The organism is Alteromonas sp. S015, from assembly GCF_036864485.1.
GTDB lineage: Bacteria > Pseudomonadota > Gammaproteobacteria > Enterobacterales > Alteromonadaceae > Alteromonas.
Window position 1 is genome coordinate 70,181 of record NZ_JAZETO010000001.1, and the last position, 18,369, is coordinate 88,549.

The 18,369-nt window shown below is 43.9% G+C and carries 13 protein-coding genes; 8 read left to right on the plus strand and 5 right to left on the minus strand.

The features are described from left to right. Window positions 1-263 precede the first annotated feature (263 nt). Window positions 264-1,430: a JmjC domain-containing protein gene (locus tag V7R42_RS00330; RefSeq protein ID WP_334018275.1), complete on the plus strand. Its 1,167-nt coding sequence runs from the start codon at window positions 264-266 to the stop codon at window positions 1,428-1,430. Between the two features lie 9 nt (window positions 1,431-1,439). Continuing rightward, window positions 1,440-1,898, plus strand: coding sequence for a GNAT family N-acetyltransferase (locus V7R42_RS00335; protein ID WP_334018276.1), 459 nt, complete (start codon window positions 1,440-1,442; stop codon window positions 1,896-1,898). 19 nt (window positions 1,899-1,917) lie between these two features. Here V7R42_RS00335 and V7R42_RS00340 read toward each other — a convergent pair whose 3' ends face one another. Further along, window positions 1,918-2,334 (minus strand): DUF4826 family protein, encoded by a 417-nt coding sequence (locus V7R42_RS00340; protein WP_334018277.1) that lies wholly within the window; start codon window positions 2,332-2,334, stop codon window positions 1,918-1,920. 347 nt (window positions 2,335-2,681) lie between these two features. Between V7R42_RS00340 and V7R42_RS00345 the strand changes: the two genes are divergently transcribed. From V7R42_RS00345 to V7R42_RS00355, 3 genes are all read left to right on the plus strand, one after another. Next, window positions 2,682-2,897: a PGPGW domain-containing protein gene (locus V7R42_RS00345; protein ID WP_334018278.1), complete on the plus strand. Its 216-nt coding sequence runs from the start codon at window positions 2,682-2,684 to the stop codon at window positions 2,895-2,897. A 390-nt stretch (window positions 2,898-3,287) separates the two neighbouring features. Further along, a complete protein-coding gene (locus V7R42_RS00350; protein ID WP_334018279.1) occupies window positions 3,288-3,794 on the plus strand; it encodes a (2Fe-2S)-binding protein in 507 nt (168 codons plus the stop codon). Further along, window positions 3,791-6,052, plus strand: coding sequence for a molybdopterin cofactor-binding domain-containing protein (locus V7R42_RS00355; protein ID WP_334018280.1), 2,262 nt, complete (start codon window positions 3,791-3,793; stop codon window positions 6,050-6,052). The genes V7R42_RS00350 and V7R42_RS00355 overlap by 4 nt, the downstream gene beginning before the upstream one ends. A 486-nt stretch (window positions 6,053-6,538) precedes the next feature. Here V7R42_RS00355 and V7R42_RS00360 read toward each other — a convergent pair whose 3' ends face one another. Beyond that, the gene (locus tag V7R42_RS00360; RefSeq protein WP_155279892.1) at window positions 6,539-6,688 is read right to left on the minus strand and encodes a hypothetical protein; all 150 of its coding nucleotides are present in this window, start codon (window positions 6,686-6,688) and stop codon (window positions 6,539-6,541) included. A gap of 326 nt (window positions 6,689-7,014) precedes the next feature. Then, entirely contained in the window at window positions 7,015-9,387 is a 2,373-nt protein-coding gene (ppsA, locus tag V7R42_RS00365) for a phosphoenolpyruvate synthase (RefSeq protein WP_334018281.1), read from the minus strand. A gap of 272 nt (window positions 9,388-9,659) precedes the next feature. Between ppsA and ppsR the strand changes: the two genes are divergently transcribed. Both ppsR and V7R42_RS00375 read left to right on the plus strand, forming a co-directional pair. Beyond that, window positions 9,660-10,472 (plus strand): posphoenolpyruvate synthetase regulatory kinase/phosphorylase PpsR, encoded by an 813-nt coding sequence (ppsR, locus tag V7R42_RS00370; protein ID WP_014949315.1) that lies wholly within the window; start codon window positions 9,660-9,662, stop codon window positions 10,470-10,472. Window positions 10,473-10,644: 172 nt separating this feature from the next. Next, a complete protein-coding gene (locus V7R42_RS00375) occupies window positions 10,645-11,109 on the plus strand; it encodes a hypothetical protein (RefSeq protein WP_334018282.1) in 465 nt (154 codons plus the stop codon). 112 nt (window positions 11,110-11,221) lie between these two features. On the opposite strand, the gene V7R42_RS00380 is transcribed toward V7R42_RS00375, so the two are convergent. Further along, the gene (locus tag V7R42_RS00380; RefSeq protein WP_334018283.1) at window positions 11,222-13,192 is read right to left on the minus strand and encodes a tetratricopeptide repeat-containing sulfotransferase family protein; all 1,971 of its coding nucleotides are present in this window, start codon (window positions 13,190-13,192) and stop codon (window positions 11,222-11,224) included. Window positions 13,193-13,351: 159 nt separating this feature from the next. Continuing rightward, window positions 13,352-16,048 carry a TonB-dependent receptor gene (locus V7R42_RS00385; RefSeq protein WP_334018284.1) on the minus strand — a complete coding sequence of 899 codons (2,697 nt, stop codon included), beginning with the start codon at window positions 16,046-16,048 and terminating at the stop codon, window positions 13,352-13,354. Window positions 16,049-16,368: 320 nt separating this feature from the next. On the opposite strand from V7R42_RS00385, the gene V7R42_RS00390 reads away from it, so the two are divergent. Next, window positions 16,369-18,339 carry a BCCT family transporter gene (locus tag V7R42_RS00390; RefSeq protein WP_334018285.1) on the plus strand — a complete coding sequence of 657 codons (1,971 nt, stop codon included), beginning with the start codon at window positions 16,369-16,371 and terminating at the stop codon, window positions 18,337-18,339. Window positions 18,340-18,369 lie beyond the last annotated feature (30 nt).

The following is an 18,369-nucleotide window of genomic DNA, read 5'->3' on the forward strand; positions in this document are numbered from 1 at the left end:
GCAGGTGCCAATTGGCAAATTTATACAGTAATTTACTAAAGACACGTCAATACTAGGTTAAAGGATTTGCTACGCCTTCTCTTGTGGCTAAGTTCGAGTAAATGTTAGGTGGCAATAAACGTTTCAATAATCGATAATGCCACCTAAAAACGTCAACCTTGTTTTTGACAAAATGCTTGCGTTTAACGCATGTTTATCACGCAAAGTGCAACGTTAAATTCAGCAGGTCTGAACCTTCAAATTGGCTTACTAGAAGAGACGCTATGCCCATAAACGACAACACGTACTTTATTGATGCACAATCTGGAAACAGCTTTAACGCAGAAGTATTTCTAAAAAACTATTGGCAGCAAAAGCCAGTAGTCATAAAGCATTTTTTCGACGATTTTGCAGATCCCATCGATGAAAACGACTTAGCCGGCCTTGCTCAAGAATCTGAGGTCGATGCGCGCATTATCAGTAACGTAAGAGGCAACTGGCATGTTGAACAAGGGCCATTCACCGATTTTGATAAGGTGTGCCAAGGTAAGTGGACATTATTAGTACAAGGGGTAGACAAGTATGTACCCGACGTTACGCCTATTTTAGACCCCTTTTCTTTTATTCCTAATTGGCGATTAGACGACCTAATGGTGAGCTTCGCCACCGATGGAGCAGGCGTTGGTTCTCACATCGACCAGTACGATGTATTTTTGGTTCAAGGTAAGGGCAAACGGCGTTGGCGTGTAGGTAAACCTGCAGACTATAAAGAAGTTTTTCCCCATCCGAAATTGAGACAAATTGAAGACTTTGACCCTGTTATAGACGTGGTGGTTGAGCCTGGCGATGTGGTGTATGTACCTCCGGGCTGGCCTCATGATGGCGCGACTATTGAAGATAGTCTGACCTACTCAGTGGGTTTTCGAGCCCCGGACAACCTTCAACTAGCCGAAAGCCTGGCGATGATGCTAGATAAAGGCGCCCATAACCGTCGCTTTACTGATGCAAGTCGCTCGCTTCAAGCCAACCGCGCTTGGGTAAATCCGAGTGATGTTGCTCTACTTAAGCAGCAACTTATTGATGCGATAAACGGAGAAGATTTTACTTTAGCTCTTTTGGAAGCCATGAGTGAACAGGGTATTCCTGAATATCCATTAGAGGACGAGGTCACACTAGAACAAATTTCAAATGAGTTTGCCGCTGGCATTAGCTTTGTTCCTGCGCCCGGTGTACGCGCATTAATTTGTGACGGTAAACGTGGTCTACCGCGTGCACTTTATATTAACGGCAGCCAGTTTGAATTTAGTAAGAGCGATCAAGAATGGTTTGAAGTGTTGGCATCGGGTGACGTTGTTAACGCAACATGTTGCCAAGATGCCCCTTCTTTTACATTTCTAAAAACCTTAACTACACTTATTAACAATGGATACTGGGAATGGTTTGAAGGTTAGCAGGAAGGTATGGCGATCACGATACAAAGCGTCGATTGGGAAAAGGACAAACATCGACTTAAAGCTCTAAGGGAACATGTATTTGTTTTGGAATGGCGCGTGCCTGAAGTAAGCGAGTTTGATGAACACGACAGATTGGCCTGCCATGTACTTATTGTTAATGATGAAAGCGAGCCCATAGCCACAGGCCGCTTAACCAAAAGAGGCGAATTGGGCCGAATTGCTGTTAAGCGCTGCCACAGGACACTTCCTGTGTATCGTGCTTTGTTTTCAGCACTGATTAATGCCGCTAAGCAAAACAACATTCCCATTATTAAGGTTGTTTGTAATTTAGAGAGCGTGTCCTATCATCAATCAATTGGGTTCATTCCTGACGGCCAAGTATTTATGGACGCAGGTGTGCCCAGACAACGCCTAAAGTGTCCGGCAGAACGATTTCCTTTGCCGGACGTTACGCAACTACATTGATTTTTTGCGAGTGCTTACGCTATTTCCACAGCTCTGAAGCACTTTGCATAGAGAAGAGACTTTCTGCGCGTTTGATAAGTAATTCAGCAAACGCCTTTTGACTTTCGTCTGTTCCCCCAGCATGCAGCAGGTTTTCTGCCTTCAATTGCCAATGCATGGAAAAATATCGCAAAACCTCTCTAACGTCTTTCGCGTTAGTCTCTAAGGTAAAGTCCGTCGGCAAATCGCCGCTAATTACCCAATACTTTTTACCGTCAATCGCCTTGATTTTCCAGATAGCAATATAGGGCATTAAGTATCGGCTTTCTTCTGTGGCAACAGAGTCAAATATCACGCCGTGTTCTGCCAAAAACTTGTTCGATTTTTGAAATTGTTCCCTTACCCATTTAGCCCGTTCTTCGTCACTCACTTCTGGGCTGACTGATTGCTCTGCCATTAAATCTCTCTTATTTATTGTTTATAGTTTTTTACGTCTAGTTTCTATCAGCTTATAAAAAGCAGAATAAAAGACACATATCCTAACAGGCGCTGCGTCTTGCTGCTGCCTTATTTTTTCGTATTTGTACTTTATTTCTTAACCTTTATCCACCGCAAATAGCCTGATACCTACTCTCAATCGTTCAAATGGTTACACCTTCAACAAGTGCATTCAACAAGTGCACCGCTACTTATAAGTAACGCAGTTTTTCCAATTGATGCACAAACATTTACAAAATAATAGTTGGCAATTGAGACTACATAAACCAAACTCAACTAACGTTAGAGATTAAAAAATGAAATTATATGCGAGTATTACGACTGACATTTGGTGCGCTATTGTTCGTGGGAGGCTTAGTTTTATCGTTACTTCCCGGCTCCATTTTGCTGGTAATTGGTGGTTTGATGCTATTGAGCTACGATTGGCCAAGAGCGAGGAGTTGGCTTAAATACAGTCAAAAAACCATGACTATAAGCGCAAGAAAAGTTGATCGTTTCCTTCTTATGAGGAAACTCCGCTAGTTTTTCTATTCATCAGTTCTCAGTTAGGCGTAAATTTATGTTCTTTTGGGTGTTAACATTCTGCGCTTACCCTTCTTTTGACTAGCCCACCTGGCGACATTGATATCTCTCATTTATCGCAATCTGCCAGCATTTAAACTTATGTAAATGCGCGCGGCAATAATGCGTGTTAACGTAATCTAAAATATAAATTGCGAAGCCTTTAATAATAACAAAAGTGGCACTTACCTGAGTATATTGCATGCTGAGGTAATTCGTATCATCAGGCAATGTAACCGTATCGATATGATGTTGTGTAATGCGTTGACTCCGCATTGGGCTGCTTGGGTAGGCCAGCTTTGAAAAATCTGGTCCACGTCATATCTTTCGCTTACCTATGGAGACAAGACCATGATCACGTTTACCGTTAATGGTAACAAACACGAATTTTCTGGTGACCCATCAACACCAGTGTTGTGGTACCTTCGTGACGAATTAAACCTTACAGGACCTAAGTTTGGCTGTGGTATGGCGCAATGTGGCGCGTGTACTGTTCACATTGACGGTATGGCACAACGCTCTTGCGTATTGCCAGTATCCGCCGTTCAGGGCAGAAAAATTACAACCATTGAAGGGCTAAGCGAAAATGGCGAACACCCTGTCCAAAAAGCGTGGGTAGAACACAAAGTACCACAATGTGGTTTCTGCCAGTGTGGACAAATCATGCAAGCTGCCAGCCTGTTATCAACCAACCCAACGCCGAGCGACGAAGAGATTGTTCAGAATATGTCGGGCAACATTTGTCGTTGCGGCACCTACCCTCGCATTCACAAGGCTATAAAGTCCGCATCGAAATCAATGAGCGGCAATGCGGGCGTTAGCTACTTTGACCCAAGCAAAGCGGGAGAAGAAGCATGAGTGAGAACACCTATTTCGATATGAATCGTCGCAGCTTTTTAAAATCGACAGCTGCGGCAGGCGCTCTAGTTCTTGGTACTTACTTTATGGGCCGTGCTCCTCGCGCTATGGCAGGCGTCTTGGCTGAGCCAGCAGAAAACGCAAAGCGCGCAAACCTGTTTATTGCACTTCGTCCAGATGGAATGGTTGAAGTAACCTGTCACCGCAGCGAAATGGGTCAACAGATCCGAACCGCCATTGCGCAAATTGTGGCAGACGAAATGGAAGCTGCGTGGGATAAGGTTATTGTTATTCAAGGTAAAGGCGACCCTAAATACGGTGACCAAAACACCGATGGCTCGCGTAGTATCCGCTTCAACATGCAGCGCCTTCGAGAAATGGGCGCAAGCGTGCGTTATATGATGCGGCACGCTGCAGCCAAGCATTGGGGGGTTGAACCGAGCACATGTGTTGCCGAGCAACATGTGGTTACACATAGTTCGGGCAAGACCCTTGCCTATAAAGACTTAATAGACGATGCATTGACCATTACGCCGCCAGAAGCTGATAAGCTTAAGCTTAAGGACAGGAAAGAGTGGCGTTACATCAATACCGGTATGGCGCACATTGACCTTCAAGATATCGTTACCGGTAAAGCCACTTTTGCCGCCGACGTACGCGAGCCAAAAGCACTTGTTGCTATAATCGAACGCCCACCTGTCGTCGGCGGTAAGGTGAAAAGCTTTAATGCAGACAAAGCAAAAGCGGTTAATGGCGTTGTTGACGTAATTGAAATTCCAGCGCCAAAAGGTGCCCCTCAGTTCCAGCCAAAAGGTGGTCTAGCCATTATAGCCAAAAACACGTGGGCTGCATGGCAAGGCCGCAAAGCGCTTGAAGTCACTTGGGACGATGGCGCAAATGGCGATTACAACTCAGAGCATTTCAAAGAGCAGTTGCTAAGTACGGTAAATGCACCTCAAGCGCTTGTTAGAGAAAAAGGCGATGCGTTCAGCGTTCTAGAAAAGGCCACTGATAAGCTGGTAGCCGACTATTATGTACCGCATTTAGCGCAAGCGCCCATGGAGCCACCATGTGCTACTGCTATGTACTATAAAGATCGCGTTGACGTTTGGGCAGCAACACAAAACCCGCAGGCTGATATGGAAACCGTGGGCGCTATGGTTGGCATGGACAAAGAAAAAATCAATGTTCACGTTACCATGCTAGGTGGTGCTTTCGGGCGTAAGTCTAAGCCTGACTTTTCAGCGGAAGCGGCATACCTGTCAATGAAAACGGGCAAGCCAATTCGCGTTCAATGGACACGTGAAGATGATATTCAGCACGGTTTCTATCACGCGGTTTCTGCTCAGCATGTTGAGGCCGCACTTGATGAAAACGGTAAAATTGACGCTTATCTTCACAGAACCGCGTTTTCACCTATTGCCTCTACGTTCCAAGAAGGCGCGAACGCCCCCTTTAGCTTTGAGTTAGATTTGGGCTTTACGGATAACCCTATTCTTACGCCCAACATGAAGTTAGAGCGCGGTGAAGCACCAGCCAAAGCCCGTATTGGGTGGATGCGTTCAGTATCGAACATCTTCCACGCGTTTGCTGTACAGTCGTTTATTAATGAAGCCGCCCACAAAGCAGGCAAAGACGCTAAAGATTACCTATTGGAAGTAATTGGCCCTGACAGAATTATTGATGTGACTGATCAAAAGGCCGAATATCAAAACTATTGGGGTGATAAGTCAGTTTATCCTTTGGATACAGGTCGTCTTCGCAATGTAATTGAGAGAGTATCTGACATGGCAAGCTGGGGCCGCAACATGCCTAAAGGCCGCGGGCTGGGTATTGCTGCGCACCGTAGCTTCTTAACTTACGTTGCTACTGTGGTTGAAGTTGAAGTGTCTGACGCTGGCGATCTTAGCGTGATTAAATCATGGGTAGCTATTGATGCAGGTACGGTAGTTAACACCGATACGGTTAAAAACCAAACCCAAGGCGGCTCGGTTTACGGTATCACAACAGCTATCAGTGACGGAATAACGTTTGATAAAGGGCGTGTACAGCAGAGTAACTTCCACAACTACCGTGTACCGCGCATGAGCGATTCACCACTAGAGGTAGACGTTGAAGTAATAGAAAGCGATGCACCGCCAGCAGGTGTAGGCGAACCTGCAACCCCCGTGTATGCGCCAGCGCTTTGTAATGCCATTTTTGCTGCATGCGGTAAGCGTGTTCGTCAATTGCCTATTGGTAACCAGCTAAAGGCGTAATCACTTGATAGATTCGGCTTAATCGCTGATTTGATGAATAAATACTAACGCTAATTAAGACAATAAATCACAGCAAAAAGGGGTTAACACGCATTGTGCTAACCCCTTTTTTATGGACGTATGCTGTATTCGGTAGTGTCGCAAAGTGGCGGGGCAATTTTGCTCTATGGGTAATAGAAGAGACTGTATAAGTTATAGATACTCGGGCAAAAACACGCTATCGATATAACAACGCAAGCAACAAAAGGTGAATGAAAATACCATAACTTGAATAGGCGAAAACTGTACATATCAGACCAATAGTGAATTCAACCAGCGCAGCTTCACAGAACGTTCTGATGTTGCTAATTACAGGTTGTGCAAAAAAGGAGGCCAACATGACCTCCTTTTATTCAAACTGAAAACCAAACTGCAAACTTACATAAAGGAAGGCATGCACTTTCAGTTTGGAACGGTAAATGCCCGCCTTATTCTAATAGGTTATTCTTACTCGTAGTTGCGTTCCATCCACATTAACTGCATTTTAAGCTCGTTAATTTCTTTTTGCGCTTCCGCCAACTGCTCTACCACAGAGCGTGATTGCATAACATTTTCTTCGGAAGTATTTACTGAAACTGCGCTGTCATTATGTGCCATGAGAATTCAACCAAGTTAATTATTAATCAAAGATTCAAAGTGAAAGTCACTTTGTAATATTACATTTTTAATTACACAAAGTCATGTTTTAAACACGCAAAAATGCATAGTTTTGCTAAATAACCACAGTTTTTTTAAGGAATGAAACACGAGCAAAGATTTGCTTCTAAATGAGTGGCCATCACTTTAAGTTGCCTAACAAAAAAAGAGACCTTATGGTCTCTTTTTCAATAATATCAAAGCGATAACGTCGTGAAATAACACGACGTTAGATGGAAAACTAGATAGTTCTGACCCTATCTCGCCTTCACATCCGAGCTACGTAATTAGCCGTGCTTTTCAGCCAGGTAAAGCCAGGTTTCAACCACGGTATCAGGGTTAAGTGATACCGAATCAATCCCTTCTTGTACCAGCCACGCGGCGAAGTCTTCATGATCTGATGGACCTTGACCACAAATGCCTACGTATTTTCCACGCTTCTTCGCTGCCTGAATTGCCATTGACAACAATGCTTTCACCGCTTCATCACGCTCGTCAAACAAGTGCGCAATAAGGCCGCTATCACGGTCTAGCCCCAGGGTTAACTGCGTCAAATCGTTAGACCCAATAGAGAAACCGTCGAAAATGTCTAGGAACTTATCTGCAAGCAATGCGTTTGATGGCAGTTCACACATCATAATAACGCGAAGGCCATTTTCACCTTTCTTAAGTCCCTGCTCTTCAAGAAGCTCGATAACTTGACGACCTTCTTCTAGCGTGCGTACAAACGGGATCATGATCTCAACATTGGTTAAGCCCATTTTGTTGCGAACGCGCTTAATGGCTTCGCATTCAAGGGCAAAACAGTCGCGGAAATCTTCAGAGATGTAGCGGCTTGCACCACGGAAACCCAACATTGGGTTTTCTTCATCTGGCTCGTATTGATAACCGCCCACTAAGTTGAAGTATTCGTTCGATTTGAAATCTGACATACGAACAATAACTTTCTCTGGCGAGAAGGCTGCACCAATAGTTGAAATACCCTCTACCAATTTCTCGATGTAATACTCCGTAGGCGACTCGTAGCCTGCAATCATATCGCTAATTTCTTCTTTCAACTCTTCAGGCTGGCTGTCGAAATTAAGTAGTGCTTTAGGGTGCACACCAATCATGCGGTTGATAATAAACTCAAGGCGAGCAAGACCAACACCCGCGTTTGGCAAGCGAGCAAAATCAAATGCGCGATCAGGGTTACCCACGTTCATCATTACTTTTAGCGGTAGGTCAGGCATTGCGTCAATGCGTGATGTCACTACGTCGAACTCTAGTTCGTCACCGTAGATAAAACCGGTGTCACCTTCAGCACAAGACACCGTGATCTTGTCGCCGTTTTTAATGCTATCAGTTGCATTACCACAACCAACCACCGCTGGAATGCCTAACTCACGCGCGATAATTGCCGCGTGACACGTTCGGCCCCCACGGTTGGTAACAATAGCAGACGCTTTCTTCATGATGGGTTCCCAGTCAGGATCAGTCATATCTGTTACCAGAACATCCCCCGCTTGGATCTTGTCCATCTCTTCAATTGAATCAAGCACTTTCGCTACACCAGCACCGATTTTGTGACCAATTGCGCGGCCTTCACAAACAATGTTGCTTTGACCTTTTAACTGGAAGCGCTCAATGCTCTGTGAGTCTTCACGGCTGCGTACCGTTTCAGGGCGAGCCTGAACGATATAAAGCTTGCCGTCTGCCCCATCTTTTGCCCATTCAATGTCCATAGGACGCTTGTAGTGGTTTTCAATAATTTGCGCTTGCTTAGCAAGCTCCATGACTTCCTCGTCAGTCAACGAGAAGGTTTTGCTCTCAGCAGGGTCAATATCAACAATTGATACTTGCTTACCGTGTGCTTCATCATCTGAATACACCATCTTAGTAAGCTTACTTCCAAGGTTACGACGAACGATAGCAGGAAGGCCTTTATCAAGTGTTGGCTTGTGTACATAAAATTCGTCAGGGTTTACCGCGCCCTGTACCACCATTTCGCCTAAACCAAACGAGCTGGTTATAAATACCACATCTTCAAAACCAGATTCTGTATCAATAGTAAACATAACGCCTGATGAAGCGATATCACTGCGTACCATGCGCTGGATACCTGCAGACAACGCCACACCCTTATGGTCGTATCCTTGGTGAACACGGTAAGAAATAGCGCGATCGTTAAACAGTGACGCAAACACGTGTTTGATTGCCACAAGTACGGCATCGTAACCTTTAACGTTTAGAAAGGTTTCTTGTTGTCCTGCAAATGACGCATCAGGCATATCTTCAGCCGTGGCTGATGAACGCACTGCAAATGACGCTTCTTCACCTGCATCACCCTGTAATGTGACAAACGCAGTTTTGATTTCTTCTTCTAGCTTTCCTTGGAAAGGTGTGTCGATGATCCACTGACGGATATTCTTACCCGCTTCGGTCAGTGCGTTCACGTCATCTACGTCTAACGAGTCTAAGACTTCGTGGATGCGCGCTTCTAGGCCACTTTGCTCTAGAAACTCATTAAATGCTTCGGCGGTGGTAGCAAAACCACCCGGCACCTGCACACCGGCGTTCGCCAGGTTTGAGATCATCTCGCCTAATGATGCATTTTTGCCGCCTACGCGACCCACATCATGCATGCCCAGTTCTTGATACCAAAGTACGTATTCTTGCACAGCCCAAGCCTCCAGCTTTTTTATGTGTAGGGTATGAGGTTCATTTCAGGTTTGTACTTTTTTTAACCTAAAACTCATAAAATTGTAGTCGATGTGTGGCGAAAACCACTGTTGACGTTGTCCATTTCGTTTGACAGCAAACCTATTGCCATTTGCCATCATTCACAAGTTCCATGTAGCTTTTCGACGAAATCATCTTAGAATGGGGAAATTAAGAATGTAAACCCTTTATTACTTTTGTAATAAAATTACACCAATGTTAAGGATATGTTGTGCGCACAGCTTTTTATATTTCAGATGGTACTGCCATTACAGCAGAGGTCTTTGGCCACGCCCTGCTTTCTCTGTTTCCCGTTTCTTTTAATCACAACACCATTCCTTTCGTTGAAACTGAGGAACAAGCTCACAAAGTTTTACAGCAAATTTCTGAAAGTTTTCAAGACACCGGAGAAAGACCGCTCGTTTTTTATACAATTGTGAATGTAGATATTCGCAAAATAATCTCGAAATCTGTGGGCATTAACTATAATTTTCTCGATCAATTCGTAGCGCCACTGGAAAAAGTATTGGGTGTTCCTTCAAAACCAGAAAAACATCGTACACACAGTATCCACGAAACCACCTACGATATTAGAATTGAGGCCGTAAACTACGCATTGGCTAATGACGATGGCTCTAATCTAAAAGATTACGATGAAGCAGACATCATTCTTACTGGTGTTTCACGCTCGGGTAAAACGCCAACAAGTCTTTACTTAGCCCTTCAATACGGAATCAAAGCAGCGAACTACCCTTTTACAGAAGAAGACATGGGAGACATGCTGAAACTGCCTCCTGCCCTAAGACGATTTAAAAACAAACTCTTCGGACTAACAATTGAAGCCGATAGACTACATCAGATACGTTCAGAGCGACGCGCAAACAGTAAATACGCATCGCTACCACAATGTAGGATGGAGCTTCGTGAAGTTGAGAACCTGTATAGAAAGGAAAAAATCCCGTTCTTAAATAGTACTAAGTACTCGATAGAAGAAATTTCAGCAAAGATTTTAGCCGAAACAGGACTGAAGCGTCGTAAGTATTAATAAGCTAAATATTCCGTGAGGTCCAAAACATACTTTTCGTGTCTTTTAGACCGAACACTCTACTGATAGCGACTCACTATCATGGGTAATGCGTTACATTTCATTGTTATAGCGTTATGATCAAACCCTATATATATAATATAACATCACATCAATATGAGGAGATAGCGTTATGTTTACAGAAGAGATGGTTCATACTGCCCTGCAGACTTGGTGCGACAATGTTGTTGCTGTCGGGCAAGTGCACGCTGAAGGTGGCGATGTAAAAGCTTTCGCTTCACAAGTGCTGTCAGATAACTATGACTACGATAACGGAAAAGTACTCTTTAAACCTACACTTACTTTCGGCGCTCAAACATTTCGCCCAACTAAAGAAGGCGCTTTATCTTATTTCGTAGGCGGTAATAGCGACTACCCAAACGACAATGGCTTTAAATTGAAGCCATGGGTGAAGGTTTGGTATAGCAAGGAAGATTTCATATTGAACGGTGAGTTAGCCATTGTTCAGTGTAACGTGCACTTTATTGGTGAAGACGACAGCCATATTTTTGTGAACAAAAGCTTTGTCTTCAGACAGTGTGAAGACGGAAAAATTCGCATTATCCTTCACCAATCATCTCTGCCCTATCAACCATAAACGGGTTGACGTTAACCATAACTTTATACTGTCAGTCAGAAACGCTACGCTGGTCACGATTTATCAAACCGTGACCAGCATTCAAAAAAATTATCGGTCACTGCATGTTTTTCTACGTGATGTTCAGCACGTCCTTGAGTTCTGCTAGATTCGATTCAAATGGCTTCCACTGACCCATTCCTGTTTTATAAATTGGCTGGCGAACTTGTTCTGAGCTTGGTGTTTTAATGACACGTTGTGTTTTGTGAAAACGCAAACATGCCTCTTCGAATTCTAAACCACAGAACGTTAAGATACGTTTTACTTGGCCTTCCAAATCGTCCAACACGTCTTCGTGTTGCACAGTAAGAATTTCTCCTGGCAACACAGAGTGCCAATGGCCCATCAACTTTTCATAAGCATTGTAGTATCGCCCAATATCAGAAAGTGAATAGCTGAACTCCTGCCCATCACCAAAAAGCTGTTTAAACCCACTAAAACAACAGTCCATAGGGTTTCTGCGTGCATCAATAATCTTCGCATTGGGAAGTATTTTTTTAATTAATCCAATATGTATAAAATTGTTAGGCATTTTATCAATGAAGAAAGGTGCACCTTGGCGATAAGCATGAGTTTGTTCAATATATTGCTTACCCAATTTCTCAAGTGTTTCATCTTTAAGTGCTGTTACGTTCAAAGGATACGGCGTCTTTTGATGGCTTAATGATGATGCTATACCTAAAATGTTATGCAGCTCCATAGTTCCGTCTACTTTAGAATGAGACGCCAGAATTTGCTCTAACAGGGTTGAACCCGCACGAGGCAAGCCTACAATGAAAATGGGGTCTGATGCTTGGCAGCCCTGCTTTTTATTAAAACTTTCTAAAGAAAACGATTTCTGCTGCGCTTTAAGTGCTTTTTCGGTTTTGGTAATGTCATATTGAAGGGTGCGTTTCTTAAGTGCGTTCCCGCGCGCGTAAAATTGAAAAGCTTCATGAGCTTTGCCGCGATCTTCAAAAGCTTTTCCTAACGCGAAACAAATGTGAATCTCATCATCAAGCTTAGTGGCATCAACATTTACCACACTTTCCATTTGTGCTATCAACTCATCATTAAACTTATGCGTTTTTGTATTGGCTAAACTCCAATATGCATCGCCAAAATCCTCAGCGAATTGAATAGCTTTCTTGTAAGCATTCACAGCATCTTTTGTATCACCTTTAGCCTTTAACGCGTGGCCCAACGCAACCCACACAGCGGGCCGGTTATCGTTGTCCGCTAGTAGTTTACTATAAATATCAATCGCCTTGGGTAAATCGCCAATCCCGACGAGCGCATAAGCCAATCCTATTTTCACAGTAGAATTATCTGGTAATGCTTTTAAACGTTTTTCAGCGACGGTGACAGCTTCTGGAAATTTCCCTAATTTTGCCAGCAAGTTCTGATAGGCTGCGGCGGCTCTGTCGTTATCAGGGTAAAGCGTTACGCAACTTTCTAATAAGAACTCGGCGTCACTGTAGACTTTTAGCTGGATCCCAATTTCCGCCAAAAGCATCATGGCTTCTGGATGGTGAGCGTTCTTTAATAAAAACTGTCTGCAAACCTGTTCGGCCTTTTGCAACTGCCCCTCATACATCAAGTCTGTTGCACCTAATAAAGGCTTTGGTAAGTTTTTTAAAAATGTAATTTGTTGCTGACAAAGTCCAAGAGCCTGTGATTGATTATCTTCTTTGTAAATTTTTTCAAGCTGTAACCAAGCGGCAATTAACGCTGGGTTGAAACATGTTGCTTGATAAAAATAGTGTGCTGATTTTCTTCTATCAGAGCCAATATAGCAGTATCCTAGCTCTTGAAACGCCCGTCCATAATCAGGAAATATGGATAAAAGCTCATTCAGTGTCACAATTGCATTGTCGAAGTCATTCAGCAAACGAAAGGAAACCGCTTTCAAATAAAATACTTCTTTCAGCGTATTTTGGCTTACGCCTTCCTGCTCGGTTGCACTACGCAATATTTCATTACAACCTGAAATCACAGCTTGATGCCGCGATTGCATAAGCCACTGCTTTAGCTGTTGTACTTTTTTTTGTTCTTCTAATGTCATTAAACACGCCTATTTCGTAACAGCGTAAACACAAAAACGGCGAGCTCGAAGAGCTAGCCGTTTTCTAAGAGAGCGCAACTAACCCTCATATGCTTCCATCAAATGAAAGACAGTCACGCTTTCAACCTTTTACTAAGCTTATAAGCGATTAGTCTTACATTAATAATAATCGTAAGAGAAACGAAGCCCAATAGTGCGCGGTCTATTTGTCACTACTTTCGGTGTAAATTGCTGTGTGTCTATATTCAAAATCGCTCTTTCATCGAATACGTTGTCGATATATAGCTCAGCTTTCCACACGTCATTTGTCACACCGACAGCAAGATTAGTCAGTACGTACGATTCCTGCACGTATCGACCACCGCGGAAGGTTTCACCATTTGCATCGGCATAGGTTACACCTTCAAATACATCAGCTTCTTGTTGGATTTTAAGACCAGAACCAGTGCCATAGATAAGTGACGTGGCGTCTTCCATAACATAAGCGTCCATTACCATGCCTGCTAAACGGTCGCCGGTATAGCTCACTGAGCCATTGATATAACCGCGCTTGTCACCCTCTAATTCGAAGAAGTATCGCGCGTTAATGTTTCCTGAAAACTCAGCTGAATAAGGTAGTTCCGAGCCAACACCAGCAGCAATACCCTCTAGTTCCGAATTAACTCGCGTTAGTTCAGTATCAAGCAAACTAAACGCAGCATTAATAACAAGGTCGTCGCTAGCGAGCCACGTCATATCCGCGTCAAGCCCTTTAATTTCTGCGTCGCCCACGTTATCGGTAAATACTAAAAACGAAATATTTGTTGGGTCAAAGCGAGAAGTTTGCAGCTCTTTAATTTCAGAATAGTAAGCCGTGGCGTTAACTCGAACTAAGCCATCAAAGAAGTCTCCCTTTAAGCCAAGTTCATAGTTATCAAGTGTATCTGTGGTTGAGTAAACAGGTATACGGAAGTTTTCGAACTTTCCACTTTGATTGTCAGCCAGTCCGCCACCTACACGGTTAGTCACCGGTGGTCTAAAGCCTTCCGAATAGTTTGCAAATAGCAACACGTCTTCATTTACTTTCCAGTCTAATGAAAACTTATAAATAGTGTCGTCAACGGTAAGTACGCCGTTATCGTCAAGTAAGTCTACTTCCAACTGCCCACTTGCAATGGCGGCCTCGACAAGTTGAGGGTCTAGTCCTACAGCGGCCAGTTCATCAGGATCTTGTGTACCGAATGCACGGATGCGTCGCGTGACGTCTACCGTTGTGGTTGACCCCACATACTTATCGTCAATTTGATACCAACGGGCACCAATACTTGCCGTCAAGGTATCGGTAATGTCGTATTCAAATTGACCAAATACCGCGATTTGCTCAATGGTGTGAGTGATGTCGTTTACGAAGCTTACCTCTGCTGGGAATGGGCCGCCATCACTGTTTATCCCTTCATTGCCTTTAAGTGTTCTTTGCAAATTGTTGAATATTTCTAGTTCCGTATTTGCAATGTTAAATTGACCAACGGTAGCGACTTCTTGATCATCATAAAATAAGCCTGCTGTGACTCGCCAAGGCGTATCCATCGTTGTATTGAAGCGAAGCTCGTGCGTGGTACGCGTGCTTGTTGTGTCTTCACGATAATACTTGGTGGGGTCTAAACAGCGCTGGTCTTCCGCAACCGGATTTGAATAGTCACACACATAGTAAGAAGAAAACAACCCTCCGTTTGTGTAACCGGTATAGTCTGCCAGTGTATCGATCTCTCTATCTAAATAGCCACCGGTATAAACAACATCTAACTTTTCCAAACGGCCTTCCAACGTCCACGTTGTTAAGCCAAATTCATCTTTATTCTCTTCGGGCTGGAAACGTATTGCAGAGCTTTCTCCCTCTAGCGTTGGGTCGTAGGCAAACACGCCCTCGGTGTCTAAGGTTTGTTGTGTATGCTGAACCAGCACATCCCAATTGTCGTTAAAGTGATAAGACAAACCAAATCGTGCACCGCTATACGTTGCATCATTGAAATCTTCTTCTACCAATGCGTCATTTTGCGGTGACACCACTCTCGCTTCAGAATTCGAGTTTATCCCAGGGCTGATTAAGCGATTCCTATCCATCTCTTCTGGCTCTGCCAACTTACCAAAATTCGCAGAGATACGGTCGATAACCACGGCACTGCCAATATAACCGCCTTCGCCTGGCACATTTCGAACGTTATCAATCCACCCACCCTGCTTGTCGTTGTATGCCGCTACACGAACCGCTAAGTCGTCGGTAAGAGGCATATTAAAGTATGCTTCAACTGCATTACTCATTTCACCATCTTTGGTGAAACTGATGTTGGTATCGAAACCTGCAGCAAAGCTAGTATGATCAGGTTTATTGGTGATAAGGCGAATAGTACCAGCTTGAGAACTCGCGCCGAAAAGCGTGCCTTGCGGACCAGGTAATACTTCAACACGCTGAACATCTGTTGCGTAAACGTCTAAATTACGCCCTGCCATCGAGACAGGCATTTCATCAAGATAAAACGCAACTGAAGGTTGCAGAGCCTGCACAGATGAAAGCATGATGTTTGATTGTGTGGTGGCAGCGCCACGAATATAAATCTCGTTTTGCCCTGGGCCTGTACCCTGGAAAACCACATTTGGGAGGAATTCAACGTAGTCTTGGAAGTTATCTATACCGAGATTTTCCAACGCTTTTCCGTTTAACGCAGTGACTGCAACCGGAACGTCTTGAATAGACTCACTTCTTTTGGTGGCGGTAACTTCAATGGTTTCAAGTTTAGCAGGCGCGTCTGATTCTTGCGCAGCCAGAGAGGTAGATGCCAGTGCAGCGATGATGGCACAGCTAAGCTGAGTTTTTCGCATTTGTGTGTGTTTCCTTCAATTATTTTTTATTCTTCGGACAGTGTTTACTTCAAACACGTATCAAAAAGATCATATATTACGATACACCATCCGTTAATAATTTCTACTCTAATGATTAATAATTAACCCAAAATACCTAAAACCTAGCAGAAAGTTTAATTTTCAACGTAAATGCAGCAGCAAAAAAAAGACCACACTTTGAAACACTTAACAAATACACACAAATCAAATAATTTCATCTGATGTTTATAAAAAATGCTCTATGCGGTATATTTCTGCGTATAAACCGTAATTTATAAAAGGTGAAAGGAATTTACTGCGTGATTGAGAACGAAAATAAATCTCCACTCAACAAGCCGGTGTTTATTACATCGTCAGCTTTAATCCTATGTTTACTTATCTTCGCTGCTGGTGCACCTGAAACAGCAGACGCGCTTTTCCAAAAGCTTCAGAGCGCAATTGTGACCAACGGAAGTTGGTTTTATGTATTTACTGTCGCAGTAATTGTGGTGTTTGTTGTTTTCCTCGGCATGTCACGCTACGGCGAAATTAAGTTAGGTCCAGATCACGCAAGCCCTGAATTTAGCTTTGGGACTTGGCTCAGTATGTTGTTTGCAGCAGGAATGGGAATTGGGCTTATGTTCTTTGGCGTTGCCGAGCCCTTAATGCACTTTTTAGCGCCCCCTACTGCGCAGGCTGAAAGTATTGACGCCGTTCGCGAAGCAATGAAAACCACATTTTTCCATTGGGGTGTTCATGCTTGGGCGATTTATGCGGTAGTGGCGCTGATTTTGGGGTATTTTGCGTACCGTCAAAACTTACCTCTTACGCTGCGTTCTGCGCTGTACCCTTTAATTGGTGACCGCATTTACGGCTGGCCTGGGCACGTGGTTGATATATTCGCGGTTACATCAACGGTATTTGGTGTATCGACATCGCTAGGCTTTGGTGCTTCGCAAGTAAATGCGGGTTTTAACTATTTATTTGGTCTACCGTCAAATACGGGCGTTCAAATAGCTATAATGGCAGGTGTTGTTGGTTTAGCCGTCATTTCTGTTACTACTGGCCTTGAAAAAGGCATCCGCCGTCTTTCAGAAACCAATATGGTTTTAGCCTTACTGCTACTTTTAATTGTGCTTGTTTTAGGCCCAACCGTATTTTTGCTACAAGCCTTCATGCAAAACACTGGGGCTTACCTGTCTGATTTAGTACGAAACACTTTTAACCTGTTCGCCTATGAAAAAACAGACTGGATTGGCGGCTGGACTATCTTCTACTGGGGGTGGTGGTTAGCATGGGCTCCGTTTGTAGGCCTGTTTATCGCGCGTATCTCTTACGGAAGAACCATTCGTGAATTCGTTATGGGTGTACTGCTTATCCCGTCTGCGTTTACGCTATTTTGGATGACCGTATTCGGCAACGCCGCTATTGATCAGGTGTTAGTGCAAGGTAAAGACGTACTTGCACAAATGGTAAATGAAGATACCTCAGTGGCACTGTTTGTATTTTTAGAGCAGTTCCCTTTCGCTTCAGTTCTAAGCCTTATTGCGGTATTGATGGTCATTGTGTTCTTTGTAACCTCGTGCGATTCGGGTGCCATGGTTGTCGACATGCTGTGTTCACACGGTGAAAACAATACGCCGTTGTGGCAGAGAGTATACTGGGCTGTTGGTGTTGGCGTGGTGAGTTCAGTGCTGCTCTACGCGGGTGGGCTTGGCGCGCTGCAAACTATGACGATTGCTGCCGCACTCCCCTTTGCTATTGTGCTGCTAATTTCAATAACTGGCTTATTGAAAGCACTTCGTATTGAGGCATACAAACGTGAAAGTTTACAAGTTCTCACAGGCACGCCTCAGCATAATGACTCTGACAAAAACTGGAAAGAGCGCCTTGAAAATATTGTGACCTTTCCTGACGAAACGGCCGTTCGTCGTTATATAAATAAGGTGGTGATGCCCGCGTTAACGGAAGTGGGCGAAGAGTTTAAAACTCAGCAGTTTGATATCAAAATTGAAGACACTGACGAAGCACTCGTATTAACCGTTCATATGGGCAATGACCCTGAGTTCATTTATGCTGTGCATCCTGTATCGACAGAACAGCCTGAATTTGGTCCAAGTGACACACCAGCACTGGACGAAAACCAAAAGGCCACGTACTATCGCGCCGAAGTGCACCTTAGTGAAGGTGGTCAGAACTATGATATTATGGGCTGGTCGAAGATTTCGGTCATTAATGACGTCATCGATCACTATCATAAGCACCAACATTTTATTCATTTGCTTAAGTAACCGCTGGGTTACGCATTTGTTGGAAGTAAC

Excerpts from the sequence above, each read along its gene's own strand:
- V7R42_RS00330 (WP_334018275.1), top strand. The coding sequence starts at position 264 with ATGCCCATAAACGACAACACGTACTTTATTGATGCACAATCTGGAAAC.
- V7R42_RS00335 (WP_334018276.1), top strand. The coding sequence starts at position 1,440 with ATGGCGATCACGATACAAAGCGTCGATTGGGAAAAGGACAAACATCGA.
- V7R42_RS00340 (WP_334018277.1), bottom strand. The coding sequence starts at position 2,334 with ATGGCAGAGCAATCAGTCAGCCCAGAAGTGAGTGACGAAGAACGGGCT.
- V7R42_RS00345 (WP_334018278.1), top strand. The coding sequence starts at position 2,682 with ATGCGAGTATTACGACTGACATTTGGTGCGCTATTGTTCGTGGGAGGC.
- V7R42_RS00350 (WP_334018279.1), top strand. The coding sequence starts at position 3,288 with ATGATCACGTTTACCGTTAATGGTAACAAACACGAATTTTCTGGTGAC.
- V7R42_RS00355 (WP_334018280.1), top strand. The coding sequence starts at position 3,791 with ATGAGTGAGAACACCTATTTCGATATGAATCGTCGCAGCTTTTTAAAA.
- V7R42_RS00360 (WP_155279892.1), bottom strand. The coding sequence starts at position 6,688 with ATGGCACATAATGACAGCGCAGTTTCAGTAAATACTTCCGAAGAAAAT.
- V7R42_RS00375 (WP_334018282.1), top strand. The coding sequence starts at position 10,645 with ATGTTTACAGAAGAGATGGTTCATACTGCCCTGCAGACTTGGTGCGAC.
- V7R42_RS00380 (WP_334018283.1), bottom strand. The coding sequence starts at position 13,192 with ATGACATTAGAAGAACAAAAAAAAGTACAACAGCTAAAGCAGTGGCTT.
- V7R42_RS00385 (WP_334018284.1), bottom strand. The coding sequence starts at position 16,048 with ATGCGAAAAACTCAGCTTAGCTGTGCCATCATCGCTGCACTGGCATCT.